10 protein-coding genes are annotated in these 14,989 nt (G+C 69.0%); 8 read left to right on the forward strand and 2 right to left on the reverse strand.

Annotation, left to right across the window (positions count from 1 at the left end; all coding sequences use genetic code 11):
• Window positions 1–174 precede the first annotated feature (174 nt).
• From ccrA to VN779_RS14015, 4 genes are all read left to right on the forward strand, one after another.
• Window positions 175–1,512, forward strand: a complete 1,338-nt coding sequence (gene ccrA / locus VN779_RS14000; protein WP_349260787.1) for a crotonyl-CoA carboxylase/reductase — start codon at window positions 175–177, stop codon at window positions 1,510–1,512.
• Window positions 1,513–1,548: 36 nt separating this feature from the next.
• On the forward strand, window positions 1,549–5,100 hold the full coding sequence (locus VN779_RS14005) for a hypothetical protein (protein ID WP_325723281.1): 3,552 nt from the start codon (window positions 1,549–1,551) through the stop codon (window positions 5,098–5,100).
• Between the two features lie 452 nt (window positions 5,101–5,552).
• Window positions 5,553–6,503: a cellulose-binding protein gene (locus tag VN779_RS14010; RefSeq protein ID WP_325723283.1), complete on the forward strand. Its 951-nt coding sequence runs from the start codon at window positions 5,553–5,555 to the stop codon at window positions 6,501–6,503.
• Between the two features lie 215 nt (window positions 6,504–6,718).
• Window positions 6,719–8,011, forward strand: a complete 1,293-nt coding sequence (locus VN779_RS14015) for an AI-2E family transporter (RefSeq protein ID WP_325723285.1) — start codon at window positions 6,719–6,721, stop codon at window positions 8,009–8,011.
• A gap of 109 nt (window positions 8,012–8,120) precedes the next feature.
• Here VN779_RS14015 and VN779_RS14020 read toward each other — a convergent pair whose 3' ends face one another.
• Together VN779_RS14020 and VN779_RS14025 are read right to left on the reverse strand one after the other, a co-directional pair.
• Entirely contained in the window at window positions 8,121–9,902 is a 1,782-nt protein-coding gene (locus tag VN779_RS14020) for a cellulase family glycosylhydrolase (protein ID WP_325723286.1), read from the reverse strand.
• A 348-nt stretch (window positions 9,903–10,250) separates the two neighbouring features.
• A complete protein-coding gene (locus VN779_RS14025) occupies window positions 10,251–11,024 on the reverse strand; it encodes an alpha/beta hydrolase (protein WP_325723288.1) in 774 nt (257 codons plus the stop codon).
• A gap of 162 nt (window positions 11,025–11,186) precedes the next feature.
• On the opposite strand from VN779_RS14025, the gene VN779_RS14030 reads away from it, so the two are divergent.
• The 4 genes from VN779_RS14030 (at window position 11,187) to VN779_RS14045 (ending at window position 14,978) form a co-directional block, all read left to right on the forward strand.
• Window positions 11,187–12,149, forward strand: a complete 963-nt coding sequence (locus VN779_RS14030) for an ABC transporter ATP-binding protein (protein ID WP_325723291.1) — start codon at window positions 11,187–11,189, stop codon at window positions 12,147–12,149.
• A 1-nt stretch (window position 12,150) separates the two neighbouring features.
• Window positions 12,151–12,984 (forward strand): ABC transporter permease subunit, encoded by an 834-nt coding sequence (locus VN779_RS14035; RefSeq protein ID WP_325723293.1) that lies wholly within the window; start codon window positions 12,151–12,153, stop codon window positions 12,982–12,984.
• Window positions 12,985–13,176: 192 nt separating this feature from the next.
• Window positions 13,177–14,151: an ABC transporter ATP-binding protein gene (locus VN779_RS14040; RefSeq protein ID WP_325723295.1), complete on the forward strand. Its 975-nt coding sequence runs from the start codon at window positions 13,177–13,179 to the stop codon at window positions 14,149–14,151.
• Window positions 14,151–14,978 (forward strand): ABC transporter permease, encoded by an 828-nt coding sequence (locus tag VN779_RS14045; protein ID WP_325723311.1) that lies wholly within the window; start codon window positions 14,151–14,153, stop codon window positions 14,976–14,978. Before VN779_RS14040 ends, VN779_RS14045 begins: the two co-directional genes overlap by 1 nt.
• Window positions 14,979–14,989 lie beyond the last annotated feature (11 nt).

The following is a 14,989-nucleotide window of genomic DNA, read 5'->3' on the forward strand; positions in this document are numbered from 1 at the left end:
GTTACTCGCAAGTAACACAGTTGGACACAACTTCAGACCGCCGTGTGCCGACGCAGCCCCGAGCCGGTCGGCACAACGCAGTTCACATAGCTCACGCGACCATCCACCTGGAGGCCGACACCCATGAGCAGGAACCAGACCGCAGGCGCATCCGCGGCCCCCTCCTCCCCGGAGTTGAAGGAGGTTCTGGACGCGATCAACGCCGGAGACACGCCCGCCGAGGCCTTCGCCGCTCTCCCGCTGCCCGAGGCGTACCGGGCGGTGACCGTGCACGCGGACGAGACCGCGATGTTCGAGGGCCTGACCACCTGGGAGAAGGACCCGCGCACCTCGCTGCACCTCGAGGAGGTGCCACTGCCGGAGCTCGGCCCCGGCGAGGCCCTGGTGGCCGTGATGGCCAGTGCGATCAACTACAACACCGTGTGGACCTCGATCTTCGAGCCGGTGCCGACCTTCGCCTTCCTGCGCAAGTACGGCAAGCTGTCCGCGCTGACAAAGCGGCACGACCTGCCGTACCACGTCATCGGCTCGGACCTGGCCGGCGTGGTGCTGCGCACCGGCCCCGGGGTGAACAAGTGGCGGCCCGGCGACGAGGTGGTCGCGCACTGCCTCTCCGTCGAACTCGAGGACGCCGCGGGGCACTCCGACACCATGCTCGACCCGGAGCAGCGAATCTGGGGCTTCGAGACCAACTTCGGCGGGCTCGCCGAAGTGGCGTTGGTGAAAACCAACCAGCTGATGCCGAAGCCGGACCACCTCACCTGGGAGGAGGCGGCCAGTCCCGGACTGGTGAACTCCACGGCGTACCGGCAGCTGGTGTCGCGCAACGGCGCCGGGATGAAGCAGGGCGACGTGGTGTTGATCTGGGGCGCTTCGGGCGGCCTCGGTTCCTACGCGACGCAGTTCGCCTTGAACGGCGGGGCGATCCCGGTGTGCGTGGTCTCCTCGCCGCAGAAGGCTGAGATCTGCCGCTCGATGGGCGCCGAGCTCATCATCGACAGGTCCGCGGAGGGCTTCCGGTTCTGGAGCGACGAGACGACGCAGAACCCGAAGGAGTGGCAGCGCTTCGGCGCGCGTATCCGGGAACTGACCGGGGGCGAGGACCCTGACATCGTCTTCGAGCACCCTGGCCGGGAGACCTTCGGTGCCTCGGTCTACGTGGCCAGGCGCGGCGGCACGATCGTCACCTGTGCGTCGACCAGTGGCTTCATGCACGAGTACGACAACCGTTACCTCTGGATGAACCTCAAGCGAATCATCGGTTCCCACTTCGCCAACTACCGGGAGGCTTGGGAGGCGAACCGGCTGATCCAGAAGGGCCGTATCCACCCGACTCTTTCCCGCAGCTATCCGCTGGCCGACGCCGGACAGGCGGCCTTCGACGTCCATCGGAATCTGCATCAGGGCAAAGTGGGCGTACTGTGTCTAGCACCAGAGGAAGGACTAGGGGTGCGTGACAGCGCACTGCGGGAGCGACACCGTAGTGCGATCGAACGCTTTCGTAACGTCTAAGGTGCCCCGGCCCGGAATCTGACAGGATTGTCTGTCATGGGATATGGGCGCGTGGACGAGCGGACCGGGTACGGTTCCCGCCCTCCCCATGACGCCTCTGGTGACGTACGGTTCCAGGAGTACTACGCGGCGCAGTCGGACGACTCCGGCTACGCCGATCCGGACCCGCATCGGGTCTGGGAGCCGGGCCGGGACGAGACGACACCGCACTCACCGGGCAGGCGCGGCAAGACGGCCGACCGCGGCACAGGTCGGCCCCGCGACGACTGGGAGCAGGCGGGTCCCGAGCAGAGCATGCGCAGCTATGACCGGTACGAGGTCGAAGCCCACCTCGACGAACTCGAGGCGCACCTTGATCGGGTGCGCACCGAGCGCGATGAGGCGATCGCGCACGGCGAGGACCTCGGGTACCAGGTCGAGGTGCTGCGTTCGAAGCTGCACGAACTACGCCGCAACGGCACCACGCCCAACTACGGCAACATCTCCGGCCAGGTCGACCAGATGCTGCGCAGCGCGCAGGCACAGGCCGATCAGGTGCGGGCGCAGGCGCAGCAGGAGGCGCAGCGCTTCCAGGCCGACTTCGAGCAGCGGCGCCGGTCCCTGGAAGCCGAGCTGGCTGACCGCAGGCAGCGCGGCGAGGCCGAGGTCAACGAGACCGTGGCCTGGGCCGAGCGGGTGCGCAACGAGACCGAGCAGATGCGCCGTCAGGCCACCGAGCAGGCCCGCGCGCAGATCGAGTCGGAACTGCGCCAGTTGCGCGAGCAGGCCGCGAACGAGGTGCGCCAGGCGCAGGAGTACGCGCAGCAGATGCGCGCCTCGCTTCAGGCCGAGGCGCAGCAGACCGCGACGGCGGCGCGCACGCACGCGGACCAGATCGTGGCGAAGGCCGAGGCCGAGGCGCAGCGGCTGCTGCAGGAGGCGCAGGGGACCGCCGAGGCGGCCACGGCTCGCGCGGCCAAGCACGAGCGCGACGCCTCGGAGCAGGCCAGCTCCGCCTCGACCAGCGCCCAGAAGCTGATGACGATGGCGCAGACCGAGGCCCAGCGGGTCAGGTCCGAGGCCACCACGCTGGCCGAGCAGCTCAAGACTGATTCCGAGGCCGAGGCGGGCCGGGTCACCGCCGAGGCCGCGGCGAAGGCGGCGCAGACCGTCGCCGAGGCTACCGCGGCCGCGAATGCCCAGCGTGAGGCCGCGGCGCAGCGGGTGGCCGAGGCGGAGCAGCAGGCCGCGCAGACGCTGGAGAAGGCCGCGGCAACCGCGGAGAAGCTGATCTCGGACGCCACCGAGCAGACCAGGCAGCACGACGAAAGCGTGCGGGCCGAGGTCGCGGCGTTGCGTGAAGAAGCCGATTCACTGCACAGCGAGGCCAAGCGGCTGCACGAGGAAGCCGCCGGCGCGCACGGTGTCGCCACCGAGGCGGCCCGGAAGATCACCGACGCCGCGGAAGCGGCGGCCCGTGAACACCGCGCCGCGGTCGAGGCAGAGGCGGCGAAGCTACGTCAGGACGCCGCCAACGACGCCGAGCGGCTCCGTGGCGAGGCGACGAGCATCCGGGACGAGGCGGCGGCGGCCGCGGAGCGTCTGCTCGCCGAGACCACATCGCAGGCGGACGAGTTGCGCGCGGCGGCGCAGGCGCATTCGGATCGGGTGCGGGACGAGGCTGACCAGGTCAAGGCCCAGGCGGATCAGGCCGCGGAGAAAACCCGCCTGCACAGCCTGGCCGAGGCCGAGAAGACCGTCGGCCAGGCGCGTACCCAGGCCGAGGAGACCGTCGCGCAGGCCCGAGCTGAGGCCGAGGCGGAACTTGGCCGGGCACGGACCGACGCGGAGGAGATGCGGGCGCGCACTCGCATCGAGACCGAGGAGCTGAAGGGCCGGGCGCTCGCGGACGCGAGGGAAATCGCGCAGCGGGCGGCGGCGGATGCGGAGCAGGTCGAGGCTCAGGCCACCGCGGCCGCCGAGGAAATCTCGGCGCGCGCCGCGAACGAGGCCGACAAGGTGCGCGCACAAGCCGCCACCGACGCCGAGAAGCTGCGCCTGGACACCGAGGCCGGCGTCGAGGCGATGCGCAACGCGGCGCGGGCCGAGATCGGTCAGCTCAGGCAGAAGAGCGAGGCGCGGATCGCCGAACTCGAGGCCGCGGCGAAGCGGGAAGCCGACGCGGCGCGGGAGTCGGCACGGGCCGAGGCCGAGCGGATCGTCGGCGAGGCAAAGGCCGCGGGCGCGAAGTCCGTGGCCGAGGCGAACGCGCACGCCGAGTCGGTGCGCAAGACGGTCGAGGGTCTGATCGAGAAGGCCGAGCAGGACGCGGCGGCCACTCGAGCCGAGTCCGAGTCCGCGGCGCTCTCGCTGCGTCAGCAGGCTGAGAAGGCGCTGGTGGACGCGCGGGCGGACGCCGAGCGGCTGCTGGCCGAAGCCCAGCAGGACGGCGCGCGGCAGCGCTCCGACGCCGAGGCCGACGCGAGCCGGATGCGCGCCGACGCCGCGGAGCTCGCCGCGAAGGCGAAGGCAGCCGCGCAGAAACTCACCGATGACACGGCCGCGCAGACCGCGCAGGCGATCCGGGCCGCAAAGGACGACGTGGCCGCGATCCGCTCCAGCGCCGACGGCGTGCTCGACGGAGCGAAGGCGGAAGCCAGCGCGCTGCTGGCCGAGGCGCGCACGAAGGCCGACGCGATGCTCACCGCCGGCCGCAGCGAGTCCGAGCGGGTGCGCACCGAGGCCGCCGAGGTCGCGCAACGGCTGCGGGATGAGGCGTCGGCGATCGCCGAGCAGGCACGCAAGGACGCGGCGGAGCGGCTGGCGAAGGCGGCTCGGGAAGCGGACGCGCTGGTGGCGGCCGCCCGCGAGGAAGCCGGAAAGCTGGCGCACAGCTCGAAGGACCAAGCCGAGCAGCTGGTCGCGAAGGCCCGCGCGGAGGCCGATTCGATCACCGGCAGAGCGCGCGCCGAGGTGGACCGCATCCGTACCGCGGCCCAGGGCGTGACCGAGAAGGCACAGTCCGACGCACGCGCGGCCACCTCGGCGGCGCAGGCGGAAGCCGCCCGAATCCGGTCCGACGCGACGTCCCAGGCCGAACGCGTCCGCGCGGCAGCCGCCGCCGAGGCCGACCAGACGACGAGCGCGGCGCGCAAGCAGGCTTCTGAGACGCTGCAGAGCGCGGCGAAGCGTGCCGACGAACTGGTCACCGAGGCGCGAAACCAGCTGCAGAAGGCCACCACCGAGGCCACGAAGATCACCGCTGACGCCCAGTCAGGCGCGGACGCGCTGCGCACGAAGGTCGCCGAGCAGGTCGCCACGGCGCAACGCGAGGCGCAGCGGGTGCGCAGCGAGGCGGCGCGCGAGGCCGAGACGATGAAGTCGTCGGCGGAGAAGGCCGCGGAAACGATCGTGGCCAGGTCCAGGGACAAGGCCGAGACGCTCAAGGGCGAGGCGCGGCGCGAGGTCGAGGCGCTGCAGATCCGCCGCGAGGAGATCAAGGCGGAGATGAGCCGGGTGCAGGGCGTCCTCGACGCGCTGGCCGGGCCGATCGTCAAGCCGCAAACGCCGCCGGCCAAACCGAAGTCGACCGAAGACGCGGCCCGGTGATTGGGAAGCCAGAGGACCGTACCGCACTGGTTCGAGGTCCATTCGTCACACCGTCGGTGCCACGGACATGTCATCGCGGTCGCGCCGTCTTGAATCAGGGCTCGTTGCGTCACATACGCATCACGAGCGCTATGCCGATCGAAGCCGTTCACAGAAAATCCGTGGCGATGCCTGCCGATCGGACACGCACAGCGGTTAGGGTGATGACGCTAAGCGCGGCCGAGGCTCGAGAGCCCAGCCCTCGAGCCTCGGCCGCGCTTAACTGCCACCCCATCGGGCGATGGCTACCGCGAATCCGTCCGAGCCGGCCCGGCGCCTGCCGGAAACGTGCCAGGATTCCACTGGAATCCGCGCGATCCCGGCCCGGCGGACCGCGCCGCGGCGCCGCAGACCGCTGACGCAGACCCAGCACGGCCCCACCGACCTCGACGGTCATCAGGAGATTGAAGAAGATGAGCGAGACCACATCGCCCCTCGGTCTGGAGATCGTTCGCAAGGGTTACGACATCCCGCAGACGAACGAACGGATCACGAAGCTCACCGCCGAGCGCGACAGCGCCTCCCACCGGGTGACCGCGCTGGAGAAGCGGATCGAGGAGCTGCACCTGGAGAACCAGTCCATCCAGGCGCAGATGAGCGATTCGGAGCCCTCGTACGCCGGTCTCGGCGCCCGGGTGGAGAAGATCCTTCGGCTGGCCGAGGAAGAGGCCAAGGATCTGCGCGAGGAGGCTCGCCGCGCCGCCGACCAGCACCGCGAGCTGGCCGAGCAGGCAGCGGGACAGGTACGCGCGGACGCCGAGTCCTACGCCAAGGAGTGCCGGGCGAAGGCTGAGGCCGAGGGCCTGCGCCTGAACGAGCGGGCCAAGGACGAGGCTAACCAGATCCGCGCGGAGGCCGCGAAGGACGCGGCGGCCAAGCGGGCCGAGGCCGAGGCGCACTACGAGGACATCCGGGCCACGGCGGCGGCCGCGGCGGCCGACTTCGAGAGCAAGCTGGCGAAGCGGCGCGAGCAGTCCGAGCGGGACCTGGCGGCCCGTCAGGCCAAGGCGGAGAAGCACCTGGCCGAGGTGGAGACCCGCAGCGAGCAGATCCGCCTCGAGGCGGAGAAGATGCGCACCGACGCCGAGCGCCGCGCCCGCCAGACCATCGAGACCGCGCAGCGTCAGGCCGACGACATCGTGGCCGACGCGCGGGCGAAGACGGACCGGATCCGCTCCGAGTCGGAGCGCGAGCTGGCTGCCCTCACCCACCGCCGCGACTCGATCAACGCGCAGCTGCACAACGTGCGCGAGATGCTGGCGACGCTCACCGGCGGCGGCGCGATCGGCGGCGCGCTGGCAGGCCTCAACCTCGACAGCGACAAGGCTGACGACGAGTCGGCCGTCCCGGCGCAGGGTCGGTAAGGGCTCGCAGCCGCGGTACCTGGGTACCCTAAGCAGGCACTGCGGCACGTGCGCCGCGTATGGCGCACGACGGGTTACGTCTGCGGCGTTCACTCGTCCCGTGGTCGGATGCGCACCTGGCATCCGGCCACGGGACGGCGCGGCGGCGGCCGCGCAGCAGGCGGCACATGGCCGGCGTGCGCCTCGAGTGGCTGAGCGATGGCAGAATCGCGGATATGTCTGTCGACGAAGCATCCGAGGTGGCCGAAACGACGACCACTGACGCTTCGGCAGCTGCCCCAGCGGGCTTGGCGGCCGCGCAGGACGAGGACGTCACGACTACGGACTCCCCGAAAGCTGACGCTCCGTCAAAATCCGGTGACGCCAAACCCGGCACCTCGACGTCCCGTGACTCGACGTCCGGCGACTCGAAAACCAACGCCTCGCCAGACTCCGGCGGCAAGAACGGCCGAGGCTCCGGTGCGCGACGGCCCGGCCGCCCACTGCGCCGCTCGCACCCCTATTACGTCGGCTTCGTCGGCGGTCTCGGCCTGATCCTGGCCTACTACCTCGCGCAGGCGCTCGTCTCGCTCACCGGCGTGCTGGTCCTGATCGTGATCGCGCTTTTCCTCGCGGTCGGCCTCAATCCCTTCGTGGAGCGGCTGACCGATCGCGGGCTGCAACGCCGCTGGGCCGTCCTCATCGTCGCCGGGACCTGCCTGCTGCTGTTCGCCGGCTTCGTCACCGCGATCGCACAGCCGCTGGCCCAACAGACCTCCAGCCTCATCGCCTCGCTGCCGCATCACCTGCAACAGCTCGGTCAGAACGCCACCGTGCGCCGGTTCGACGCGAAGTACAACGTCGTCGGGCGCCTGCAGAACCTGCTGGCACAAGCGGACACCGCGAAGATGATCGCGGGCGGCATCCTCGGTTTCGGCGAGTTCCTGATCTCCTCGGTGTTCAAATCGTTCACCGTGCTGGTGATGACGATCTACTTCCTCGGCTCGCTGCCCACGATCAAGCAGTCGACCTATCAGCTCATCCCGGCTTCTCGGCGCGCCCGGGTCGGCGCGCTGGCCGATGGCGTCCTCGAGCGCGTCGGTGGTTATGTGTCGGGCGCGGTGACCGTCGCGGCGCTCGCGGGTCTCGCGTCGTACCTGATGCTGGCGGTGCTGAACGTGCCGTACATGCTGCCGCTCGCGCTGCTGATCGCGATGACCGACTTCGTGCCCTTGGTCGGCGCGACGATCGGGGCGCTGATCGTGACGCTGGTGGTGCTGTTCGACTCCCCGGTCAAGGCCGTGGTCGCCGGGATCTTCTTCATCGTCTACCAGCAGTTCGAGAACTTCGTGATCTATCCGCGGGTGATGGCGCGCTCGGTGGACGTGCCGCCGATGATCGCGGTGATAGCGGCGCTGATCGGAGCCGCGTTGCTAGGCGTCGTCGGGGCGTTGCTGGCGATTCCGTTGTCCGCCGGGCTGGCGTACATCGTGCGTGAGGTGCTGCTGCCTCGACAGGATCGATCGTAAGTACCCTGATAACTTTGACACGGCGGGACCTGCGCGCCAGGTGGCTCGCCGATCCCGCCGCCGCTATTGGGTCGATCAGCTAGTCAGCAGTCTCGCTCCGACCCCGCGATCAGGTCGCCGAGCAGGTCAGGACCGGGTTCGCGGATCCGCCGCTGGCCTGCAGGCCGAAGCTGGTCGAGCCGGAGGCCGCGATCGCGCCGTTGTATGGCTCGTTGGTCGCGGTCTCGGAGCTGCCGGACGCGGTGCTGACCGCGTTCCACATGCTGTTGACCGTCTGGCCGCCGGGCCAGGTCCAGCTGACCTTCCACGACTTGGTCGCGGTAGTGGTGCTCGTGTTCGTCACGGTCACCGTCGCGTTGAAGCCGCCGGTCCAACTGGTGTCGACGTGCATGCTCGCCAAGCATCCGCCGCCAGACGAGGCGCTCGACGTGGTCGCGCTGACCGCAGCCGATTTGGCCGAGACGTTGCCGGCCGCGTCATACGCAGCGACCGAGTACGTGTACGCGGTCCCCGATGTGAGTCCCGCGTCCGTGTAGGTCGTACCGCTGGACGTACCGACAAGCGTCGAACCGCGGTAGATGTTGTACCCAGCCACGCCGACGTTGTCCGTAGACGCAGACCACGACAGCGAAACGCTCGATGCGGTAACGCCGGTCACCTGAAGGCCGGTCGGCGTCGACGGAGCCGTGTAATCGCCGCCTGAGGAGCTGCCGCCGCCGAACCCAGGCGCCTTGATGCTCGCGAGATAGGCGTCCTTGGTGGTGTTGACCGTGGTCCAGTCGTCGTTGAGGATGCCGCCGGTATCACCCGAGTCCGGGTTCCAGCTCCAGAAGGTCCACTGGAAGCTGTCGGCGCCGTACTGGCTGGTCGGCCGCAGGTAGGTGACGAGGGTCTTGAGCCAGGTCTGGTCCGTCGTGGCGGCGAGGGTGGTGCCGAATTCGCCGACCCACACCGGCGCGATGTTCTGCTTGAACAGGTAGCCCCAGTTCTGGTCCCAGATGCCGGGCATGTTCGCGGGGAAGCTCGGGTCGGTGAACCAGGGCTGCTGCGCGACGCTCGTCGCGTAGTCGTGCGCGGAGTACACGACCCGGTTGGCCACGTTCAGCTGCACGGGGTACTGGCCGGCGCCCTGCAGGTTGCCGCCCCACCAGTAGCCGCTGCCGTTGTAGGTCTGGATGCCCTCGACGAAGATCAGCAGGTTCGGGTTGACCGAAAGCACCGCGTTGCCGCCGCGCTCGGCCGCGAGCCGCCAGTCGATCGTCGTGTCGCCGCAGCCCCAGCACGCCGGGTCGTGCGGCTCGTTGTGCAGGTCGATGCCGATGACCGCGGTGTTGTTCAGATACCGCTGGGCCAGCGCCTTGAGGTCGGCGATCCAGGTCGACTCGGGAACGGCGCTGGTGTACCAGAGCGCGGTCTGGCCGCTGGCGTCGGGACGGTGCCGGTCCAGGATGACCTTCAGGCCGACCGCTCCGGCGTAGTTGACGATCTTGTCCATGACGCCGAGCGAGTTGAGCCCGACCAGGTCGGCGTTCATGCCGCCGGAGTAGTTGATGCTCTGCGGCTGGGTGCCCTTGAAGATGTCGTCGCTGTAGGGCAGCCGGATGGTGTTGTAACCGAGCGACTTCATCTGGTCGATCATGCTCTTGTAGTCGCGGCTCCACAGGCCGTGCGCGACATAGTTCGAGGTCTCGAAGCCGAACCAGTTGACCCCCGCGATGCGCACCGGCTGGTTCGCCGAGTCCAGCAGCTGCCGGCCACTGGTGTGCCAATACCCTGATCCGAGGGTGGTGGCGGCGTGCGCCGGGCGGGCCGCGGTGACCGGCACCGTCAGCAGCGCGAGGCCGAGCGCGGCCGCGAGCGCGAGGCGCAGCCGTTTCAGTGATCTGAGCATCATCGTGGGTGGGCCTTTCCGTCGGGTCAGGGGCCGCTTCGGGACAGCGGCGTCGGATGCGCCCGGGTCGGCAGGCCGCGCGCCTCTTCGTGATCGGAAGGTACGGACAGCGCGCCGTGCGTCAACACTTCGGCCCGGCGGGCGCGCGACGACGCGGCTCAGGGCGCCGAGATCGCGAAAATTACATGCCGCCGGGCGGCCGATCGGACCCTGCCGAGGTGTCGATGAAACGTCGAACGGGCCAGTCGGCGGCCTTGCAAGTTTCAGGGGGTTGCGAAACAGCAGCAAAAGCAATGGCCTTATTCACCGCGGCCGTGAACCGCTCCTGCTGCCGCCCCGACCGAGCGCCTAGGCCTGACGCGTCCCGAGCGGCGCGGCGTACTTCTCGAATGGACCGTCCCACTGCGCCGGCAGCGGTGCGGCGGCCGGATTGATCCGCCGCACGATCTCGTCGAGCACGACGCGCACGTACTTCTCGCCGACCCACAGGTGCTTGGCGCCCTCGACGCCGATGACTTCAGCCTGCGGGATGAGGGCGAAGCGCTCGCGGGCCTCGGCGGGGCGCAGGTAGTCGTCGAACTCGGGGACCAGGACCGTGACCGGCTTACCGGAATCGCCCCAGACCCTCAGGTCATCGCGCTGCGCGCGGTGCAACGGCGGAGAGAGCAGGATCGCGCCGAGCACGTCTGGCTCACAGGCGTATTTGAGTACCAGCTCACTGCCGAAAGACCAACCGAGCGCCCACAGATTGGGCAACTCATGGCCTGCCTCGTTCAGGCCCTCGGCGAACTCGAACGCGGCGGCCACGTCGAACCGCTCGGAGACGCCCTCGCCGAACTCACCCTCACTACGTCCGCGTGCCGATGCGGTACCGCGCGTGTTGAACCGCAGCACCGCGATGTCCGCCAGCGCCGGCAGCCGCCACGCTGCCTTACGCAGAACGTGACTGTCCATCATCCCGGCCGCGGTAGGCAGCGGATGAAAGGTAACGAGCGTCGCGACCGGCTCGCGATCGAGCGGCAGCGCCAGTTCCCCGACCAGCGTGAGTCCGTCGGCGGTCTTCAGCTCGATCGGCTCGCGGCGGGCGGGCAGGATCACGTGGGCGGTGATTTCGGTAGCCATCTCGGTCTCCACCCTAAGGGTCGGGTCCACCCACAGGTGTAGCCCGCTATGGGTTAAAGACCGTCCCACAGGTGGACGAGGCGCGCGGCGCTCCCCCGATACGTTGTGGCGAGTCTCAGGGAAGACGACTATCCACAGGTTCTACACGAGGGATTTCTTACGATGATCGAGGCGAACGGCCTCACGAAGCGGTACGGCGAGCGGCTGGCGGTGGACAATCTCACGTTCACCGTCAAGCCCGGCCAGGTGACCGGCTTCCTGGGCCCGAACGGGGCGGGCAAGTCCACCACGATGCGGCTGATTCTCGGCCTCGACGCGCCGACCTCCGGCGCGGTGACCATCGACGGGCGCCCCTTCTCCAAGGTGGCGTACCCGATGCGTGAGGTCGGGGCGCTGCTGGACGCGAAGGCGATCCACGGTGGCCGCAGCGCATACAACCACCTGCTGTGCCTGGCGCAGACCAACAACCTGCCCAAGGCGCGGGTCGGCGAAGTACTCGAACTGGTCGGCCTGTCCGAAGTGGCCAAGAAGCGCTCACGCGGCTTCTCCCTCGGCATGGGCCAGCGCCTCGGCATCGCCGCCGCGCTGCTCGGCGACCCCAAGCTGCTGATGTTCGACGAGCCGGTCAACGGCCTGGACCCGGAGGGCATCCTCTGGATCAGGAACCTGATGAAGGCGCTGGCCGCCGAGGGCCGCACCGTCTTCGTCTCCTCGCACCTGATGAGCGAGATGGAGAACACCGCGGACCACCTGATCGTGATCGGCCGCGGCCGGCTGGTCGCGGACTGCACGGTGCAGGAATTCATCGACCAGAACTCGGAGCTGACCATCCGGGTACGCACGCCCGAGACGCAGCGGCTGGCCGCGCTCGTCACCGAGAAGGGCGCGGTGGCCGCGCCTGACGGCGACGACGCCCTGCGGATCACCCGGCTCGGCATGACCGAGATCGGCGACCTGGCCTTCGACAACCAGATCCGGGTGCACGAGCTCTCGCCGATCCAGGCCTCCCTGGAGCAGGCGTTCATGGAACTGACCAAGGACAGCGTGGAATACCACGCCGCGGTGCCCGGCCAGCCGATCGGCGTGCACGACCGGGTGCCCGCGACGCAGCAGGAAGGCCGCTGAGATGACCGTCAACACCTCCGCCCTCGGCAACCTGACCGCGCTGCCGCCCGCCTCCGGCCGGGCCGGATTCGGCGGCGCGCTGCGCTCGGAGTGGACCAAGATCCGCTCGGTGCGCTCGACCATGTGGACCCTGGGCTCCGCCACCGTCGTCACCATCGGCATCAGCGTGCTGGGCAACTGGGGCCGGGCCAACCACGGGGACGCGACCACGGCGCAGCTCGCCCAGGAGGACCTGACCCAGCGCACCCTGTTCGGCATCATTCTCGGCCAACTGATCATGGTCGTGTTCGGCGCGATGGCGATCACCTCCGAGTACTCCACCGGAATGGTCCGCACCTCGCTGACCGCGCAGCCGCGCCGCGCGCCGGTGTTCTGGGCCAAGCTGCTGGTCGTCTCGGCGGTCGCGTTCGTGGTCGGCGAGGTCATCTCGTTCGTCTCGTTCCTGATCTCCTCGTCGTTCTGGCGCGCCAAGGGCATCGACCTGACATTGAGCACCCCGCACGCGATGCAGGCGGTGATCGGCGGCGGCCTCTACCTGGCCGGCTCCGCGATCCTGGCCTTCGGCCTCGGCGCGATCCTGCGGCACACCGCGGGCGCGATCACCAGCGGCGTCGGGCTGCTGTTCGTGCTGACCATCCTGGTCAACTTCCTGCCGGACAGCTGGCAGCACCACCTCGACAAGTGGCTGCCGTTCAACTCGGGCGGGCAGGTCTGGTCCACTCAGCACGTGCCCGGCACCGACCTGGGTGCCTGGACCGGTTTCGGAGTGTTCATGATCTACGGCGTGGTGGCGATCGCGCTCGGCGGATACATCTTCCGCAACCGCGACGCCTGATCGGTACGCCGAGCAGGCGAATCACGACGGCCGATGCGCAGCGCCCCACGCCGCGCATCGGCCGTTGCGCGTAGGTTGCTCGGAGAACCGAGTGACCGGAGTGACCGTATGTCAGCAGACGCGGCCTCAACCGCGCGCTGAGCTGTGCAGTGTGCGGAACCGTGGAAAAATGGCTCGCGATTGGGGGTACCAATGATCGAAGTCAACGATCTGGTGAAGCGTTACGGGGAAACCATCGCGGTGGACCATCTCAGCTTCACTGTGGAGCCGGGCCGGATCACCGGCTTTCTCGGCCCGAACGGGGCTGGCAAATCCACCACCATGCGCCTCATCCTCGGCCTCGACCGGCCGAGTTCGGGGACCGCGCTGATCGACGGTAAGCCGTACCGCGCCTTGCCGGACCCGCTGCGTTACGTCGGCGCGCTGCTTGAGGCCAGGGCGGTGCACCCTGGGCGTACCGCATTCAACCACCTGCTTTACCTCGCGCAGACGCAGGGCGTGCCGAAGGCGCGGATCAGCGAAGTGCTGGATCTGGTCGGCCTGTCGGAGGTGGCGAAGAAGCGCACCAAGGGCTTCTCTCTGGGCATGGGCCAGCGCCTGGGCATCGCGGCGGCGCTGCTCGGCAATCCGCGCCTGCTGATTCTGGACGAGCCGGTCAACGGGCTCGACCCGGAGGGCATCGTCTGGATCAGAAACCTGATGAAGCAGCTGGCCGCTGAGGGCCGCACGGTGTTCGTCTCCTCGCACTTGATGAACGAGATGGCGGTCACCGCGGACCATGTCGTCGTGATCGGCCGCGGCCGGTTGATCGCCGACACCGCGATGGACGAGTTCATCGCGCGTTACGCCGAGAACATGGTGCTGGTCCGCTCTCCGCAGGCGGACAAGCTGAGCGAGGCGCTGCGCGGGCTGGGCGCCGTCGTGGCCTCGCAAGAGGACGGGGCGCTGCTGGTCAACAAGACCGAAGCGGCGGCGATCGGCGAGCTGGCCGCGGCGAACGGGATCGTGCTGCACGAACTCTCTCCGCAGCGCGGTTCGCTGGAGGAGGCCTTCATGGAGCTGACCAAGGCAGACGTCCAGTTCCACAGCCCGGATGCGATCGCCCAGGCTACGAACGCTCAGGCCGCGCCGGCAAGCGCGAGCGCGACACAGGGCGGGGGTGCGTGATGGTCACCGATACGATCCCACGGGCCGCCTCGACCGAGGGCGGGCACGCGAACTTCGGCAGGCTGCTGACTGCCGAGTGGACCAAGCTGCGCACCGTGCGTTCGACGGTCTGGTCGTTCGCGATCCTGATCGTCGCAGTGATCGGATTCACTGCGCTGTTCACATTCCTGACCGTCCAGCAGTGGTCGCAGATGAACGCAGGAGACCAGGCACAGGCACGGCTCGACCCGGTGCCGCAGATTTTGGGCAGCGGGCTGTTCCTCGGCCAGCTGGCGATCTGCGTGCTCGGCGTCCTGGTGGCGTCCTCCGAGTACACCACCGGGATGATCCGCTCGACGCTGCTGGCCTCGCCGCACCGGCTGCGGATGCTCGCCGCCAAGTGCGTGGTCTTCGCGGTCCCCGTGCTTATCGTCGGCGAGGTGCTGAGCTTCGCCAGCTATGGCATCGGCAAGTCGATCCTCTCCTCGAAGCTGCACACCTCGCTCAGCGATCCGCACGTGACGCGCGCAGTCATCGGCGAGGGGCTTTACCTCGCTGTGCTCGGACTGTTCGCGCTCGCAATCGGGCAGTTGATCAGGCACACGGCCGGTGCGATCACCACGGTCATCGCGCTGGTGCTCGTTCTCGTGCCACTCGCGGGTCTACTGCCCGGCAGCATCGGCAAGCACGTCTCGGCCTATCTGCCGACCAACGCGGGCCAGCAGATCATGCAGATCTATCCCAAGGATCAGATCGTGAGCGCGTGGCAGGGGTTCGGCATCTTCGGGCTCTGGACGGCTGTGCTGCTCGCAGTTGCGGCCTGGCTCCTGGTTAAGCGCGACGCCTGACAGCCAGTCAG

The sequence above is a fragment of the Actinocrinis sp. genome, from assembly GCF_035605935.1.
In the GTDB taxonomy this organism is placed as follows: domain Bacteria; phylum Actinomycetota; class Actinomycetes; order Streptomycetales; family Catenulisporaceae; genus Actinocrinis.

Bases quoted from the DNA above. Each gene is read 5' to 3' on its own strand.
- VN779_RS14005 (WP_325723281.1), top strand. From the start codon at position 1,549: ATGGGATATGGGCGCGTGGACGAGCGGACCGGGTACGGTTCCCGCCCT.
- VN779_RS14010 (WP_325723283.1), top strand. From the start codon at position 5,553: ATGAGCGAGACCACATCGCCCCTCGGTCTGGAGATCGTTCGCAAGGGT.
- VN779_RS14015 (WP_325723285.1), top strand. From the start codon at position 6,719: ATGTCTGTCGACGAAGCATCCGAGGTGGCCGAAACGACGACCACTGAC.
- VN779_RS14020 (WP_325723286.1), bottom strand. From the start codon at position 9,902: ATGCTCAGATCACTGAAACGGCTGCGCCTCGCGCTCGCGGCCGCGCTC.
- VN779_RS14025 (WP_325723288.1), bottom strand. From the start codon at position 11,024: ATGGCTACCGAAATCACCGCCCACGTGATCCTGCCCGCCCGCCGCGAG.
- VN779_RS14030 (WP_325723291.1), top strand. From the start codon at position 11,187: ATGATCGAGGCGAACGGCCTCACGAAGCGGTACGGCGAGCGGCTGGCG.
- VN779_RS14035 (WP_325723293.1), top strand. From the start codon at position 12,151: ATGACCGTCAACACCTCCGCCCTCGGCAACCTGACCGCGCTGCCGCCC.
- VN779_RS14040 (WP_325723295.1), top strand. From the start codon at position 13,177: ATGATCGAAGTCAACGATCTGGTGAAGCGTTACGGGGAAACCATCGCG.
- VN779_RS14045 (WP_325723311.1), top strand. From the start codon at position 14,151: ATGGTCACCGATACGATCCCACGGGCCGCCTCGACCGAGGGCGGGCAC.